The organism is Aromatoleum evansii (assembly GCF_012910805.1).
GTDB lineage: Bacteria > Pseudomonadota > Gammaproteobacteria > Burkholderiales > Rhodocyclaceae > Aromatoleum > Aromatoleum evansii.
This window is the reverse complement of record NZ_WTVK01000130.1, coordinates 1-3,587: the sequence shown is the minus strand read 5'-3', so window position 1 is coordinate 3,587 and position 3,587 is coordinate 1. Positions and strand designations below refer to the sequence as shown.

The 3,587-nt window shown below is 71.2% G+C and carries 4 protein-coding genes; all 4 read left to right on the top strand.

Going from position 1 to position 3,587, the window contains the following annotated elements:
- A partial coding sequence (locus GO615_RS27305) for a dioxygenase family protein (protein ID WP_169132994.1) occupies nucleotides 1-669 on the top strand: 669 nt, incomplete at its 5' end.
- A 230-nt stretch (nucleotides 670-899) separates the two neighbouring features.
- Nucleotides 900-1,487 carry an electron transport complex subunit RsxA gene (gene rsxA / locus GO615_RS27300; protein ID WP_169132993.1) on the top strand — a complete coding sequence of 196 codons (588 nt, stop codon included), beginning with the start codon at nucleotides 900-902 and terminating at the stop codon, nucleotides 1,485-1,487.
- 11 nt (nucleotides 1,488-1,498) lie between these two features.
- Nucleotides 1,499-2,026: an RnfABCDGE type electron transport complex subunit B gene (locus GO615_RS27295; protein ID WP_169132992.1), complete on the top strand. Its 528-nt coding sequence runs from the start codon at nucleotides 1,499-1,501 to the stop codon at nucleotides 2,024-2,026.
- A gap of 16 nt (nucleotides 2,027-2,042) precedes the next feature.
- Nucleotides 2,043-3,563: an electron transport complex subunit RsxC gene (rsxC, locus tag GO615_RS27290; protein WP_169132991.1), complete on the top strand. Its 1,521-nt coding sequence runs from the start codon at nucleotides 2,043-2,045 to the stop codon at nucleotides 3,561-3,563.
- Nucleotides 3,564-3,587: the final 24 nt, after the last annotated feature.

Here is a 3,587-nt window from a genome sequence, read left to right as displayed (position 1 = left end):
ATGCACACCCCCACCCCCTCCCGCACGCCCGACACGTCCCGCGGCACGCTCCGCCGCCGCATCCTTCGCTGGCTCGGCGGCCTCCCCTTCCTGCCGCTCGGGCTGGCGACCACCGCGCTCCCGGCAGGTACCGCCACCCTGCGTCCCACGCCCGAGGACGACATCGGCCCCTTCTACCCGCTCGACTGGAACGGCGATATCGACGCCGACCTGACGAAGCTCGCGGGCGCAACGGGGAGCGCCGTTGAAGGCACGCCGCTGCGCCTCAGCGGCGCCGTGCGCGACACTGCCGGGAGACCGGTCGCCGACGCCGCCGTCGAGATCTGGCAGGCCGACGCGCGCGGCCGCTACCGCCACCCCGGCGTCGATCCGCGCACACGCGATCCCGCCTTCCAGGGCTTCGGCCGCACGCTGACGGACGCCCAGGGCCGCTACAGCTTCCTCACGATCCTGCCGGGCAACTACGGCACGCGCCCGCCGCACATCCACTTCCGCGTCGCGCAGCCGGGGCGTACCGAGTTCATCACACAGATGTACTTCCGCGGCAACAACCGCGAGGGCAACGGCTACGCCCCGCCCGAGCGCGAATTCCTGACGGTCGCGCTCACGGCCGACAAGACCGGCGCGCCGCAATCGGCCACCTTCGACATCGTCCTCGCCGCCCGCTGAGCGCGTCCCCGGCGCACTCCACGCCGGCTGTCGCAAAGACGACAGCGACGTCGACTTTGTCAGGATTGCCCCCCGCGCCCCACCGTCACGCCCGCTCGCCGGGCGCGCCCGCACAGCATCGCAAGCGGCTGAATCCGCGGCACTTTCCTTCCCACCCGGAGCCCATGGCACGCTCCATGCACTAGCGCCCTCGTAGCGGCGCCCGCCGCGACCGAGACACTGCGCAAGCCATGACTGCCACGACCGAAATCCTGTTGCTGCTGCTCTCGACCGCCCTCGTGAACAACGTGGTGCTGGTCAAGTTCCTCGGCCTGTGCCCCGTGATGGGCGTCTCCAAGAGCATGGACGCCGCCCTCGGCATGGGGCTCGCGACCACCTTCGTCATCACGTTGGCGTCGGCGCTGTGCTGGATGCTCGACCGCTGGCTGCTCGCCCCCTTCGAGCTCGGCTTCCTGCGCATCCTGTGCTTCATCCTCGTGATCGCCGCCGCGGTGCAGTTCGTCGAGATGGTCATCAAGAAGACCAGCCCCGCGCTGTACCAGAGCCTGGGCATCTACCTCCCGCTCATCACGACCAACTGCGCCGTGCTCGGACTCGCCCTGCTCAACGTGCAGCAGAGCCTCGGCTTCATGAAGAGCGTGCTGTACGGCTTCGGCTCGGCGCTCGGCTTCACGCTGGTCCTGCTGGTCTTCGCCGGCCTGCGCGAACGCCTCGCGCTCGCCCGCGTGCCCGCCGCGTTCGACGGCGCGCCGTCCGCATTCATCACCATCAGCCTGCTGAGCCTCGCCTTCATGGGCTTTTCCGGCCTGATCTCCTGAGGAGCGTCACCATGCTCGTTGCCGTCTCCAGTCTCACCGTCCTCGGCGCCGTTCTGGGCGTGCTGCTCGGTGTCGCGAGCCGCCGTTTCCACGTCGAAGGCAACCCCGTCGTCGCCGAAGTCGAGGCGCTGATGCCCGGTTCCAACTGCGGCCAGTGCGGCTTCCCCGGCTGTGCCGGCGCCGCGGCGGCCATCGCCGGCGGCGAGGCGCCCGCCACCTGCTGCCCGCCCGGCGGCAAGGCGCTCGCGCAAAGCATCGCCGCCAAGCTCGGACTCGACATCGACCTCTCGGCGGTCCCCGATACCGGCCCGCAGCTCGCCGTCGTCACCGAAGACATCTGCATCGGCTGCTGCCGCTGCATCAAGGTCTGCCCGACCGACGCGATCCTCGGCGGCGCCAAGCAGATCCACGCAGTGCTGCACGAGGCCTGCACCGGCTGCGGCAACTGCGTCGAACGCTGCCCGACCGAAGCCATCGGCCTGAAGCCGGTCCCGCTCACGCTGCAGCACTGGGTGTGGCCCAACCCGGCCCGCGCCTGAACCCGGAACGCACATCATGGGATTCTTCGACAAGATCTTCCGCCACCTCGCCCGCAGCGAACCCTGGGGCGTGCATCCGGACGAGCGCAAGCGCCCGGCCTCGGAAGCGCCGATCCGCAGCCTGCCGCTCCCGCCGCTGCTGTACCTGCCGCTGTCGCAGCACGTCGGCGCCGCGGCCGAGCCTATCGTGCGGATCGGCCAGAAAGTCCTCAAGGGCGAATGCGTCGCGACCGCCAAGGGCAACATCTCCGCGCCGGTGCACGCGCCGACCTCCGGCGAAATCGTCGCGATCGGGCCGATCACCGCGCCGCACCCCTCGGGCCTCGAGATGATGGCGATCACGCTGCGCAGCGACAAGGAAGACCGCTGGGCGCCGCTTGAAGGCCTCGCCGATCCGCTCGCCCGCGCGCCCGAGGAACTCGCGCGCCGCGTCGCCGAAGCCGGCATCGTCGGCCTGGGCGGCGCGACCTTCCCCGCCTCGGTGAAGCTCGGCCTCGGCCACCGCTCGCGCATCCGCACGCTGATCCTCAACGGCAGCGAGTGCGAACCCTACCTGTCGTGCGACGACCGCCTGATGCGCGAACGCGCCGGGGGCGTCATCCGCGGCGCGGTGCTGATGCGCCACGCCACCGGCGCGCGCGAAGTGCGCATCGGCATCGAGGACAACAAACCGGAGGCGATCGCCGCGATGCGCGCCGCCGCAGGAGGCCGCGCCGACGTGCAGGTGTGCGTCGTCCCCGCGCGCTACCCGATGGGCTCCGATCGCCAGCTGATCATCGAACTCACCGGCATCGAGGTGCCCGCCGAGTCGCGCGCTGCCGACGTCGGCGTGCTCGTGCACAACGTCGGCACGGCCTTCGCGATCCACCAGGCGATCGACCTCGGGCGCCCGCTGGTGAGCCGCCTGATGACGCTCAACGGCGAAGCCCTCGCCCAGCCGGGCAACTACGAGGTTCCGATCGGGACCCTCGTCGAGGATCTCCTCGCCTTCGCCGGCGGGGTGCGCGGCGAACCCGCGCGCCTCGTCATGGGCGGCCCGATGATGGGCCTCGTCCTTCCCTCCGCCAAGGTGCCCGTCGTCAAGGGCTGCAGCGGCATCCTCGCGCTGTCCGCCGCCGAAGTCGCGCGCGACGAGCCCGGCCCCTGCATCCGCTGCGGCAGCTGCACCCAGGCCTGCCCGGTCGGCCTGCTGCCGCTGGAAATGAACGCCCGCATCGCCAACGCCGCGCTCGAAGCCGCCGTCGCCCTCGGCCTGCACGACTGCATCGGCTGCGGCTGCTGCGCCTACGTGTGCCCCTCGCGCATCCCGCTGGTACAGGCCTTCAACCATGCGAAGGGCGAACTCGCCACGCACGAGCGCGACAAGAAGCGCACGGACGCGACGCGCCGGATGGCCGAAGCGCGCAGCGAGCGCCTCGAACGCGAAGCGCGCGAGAAGGCCGAGGCCGCCGCCCGCCGCGCCGCCGAGCGCAAAGCACAGAAGGCCCGCGAAGCCGCCGAGAGCGCGGCATCCAAATCCGAAGGAGCCCCGGCATGAGCCCCACCCCCACCTGTCTCTTAT

Bases quoted from the DNA above. Each gene is read 5' to 3' on its own strand.
- rsxA (WP_169132993.1), top strand. From the start codon at position 900: ATGACTGCCACGACCGAAATCCTGTTGCTGCTGCTCTCGACCGCCCTC.
- GO615_RS27295 (WP_169132992.1), top strand. From the start codon at position 1,499: ATGCTCGTTGCCGTCTCCAGTCTCACCGTCCTCGGCGCCGTTCTGGGC.
- rsxC (WP_169132991.1), top strand. From the start codon at position 2,043: ATGGGATTCTTCGACAAGATCTTCCGCCACCTCGCCCGCAGCGAACCC.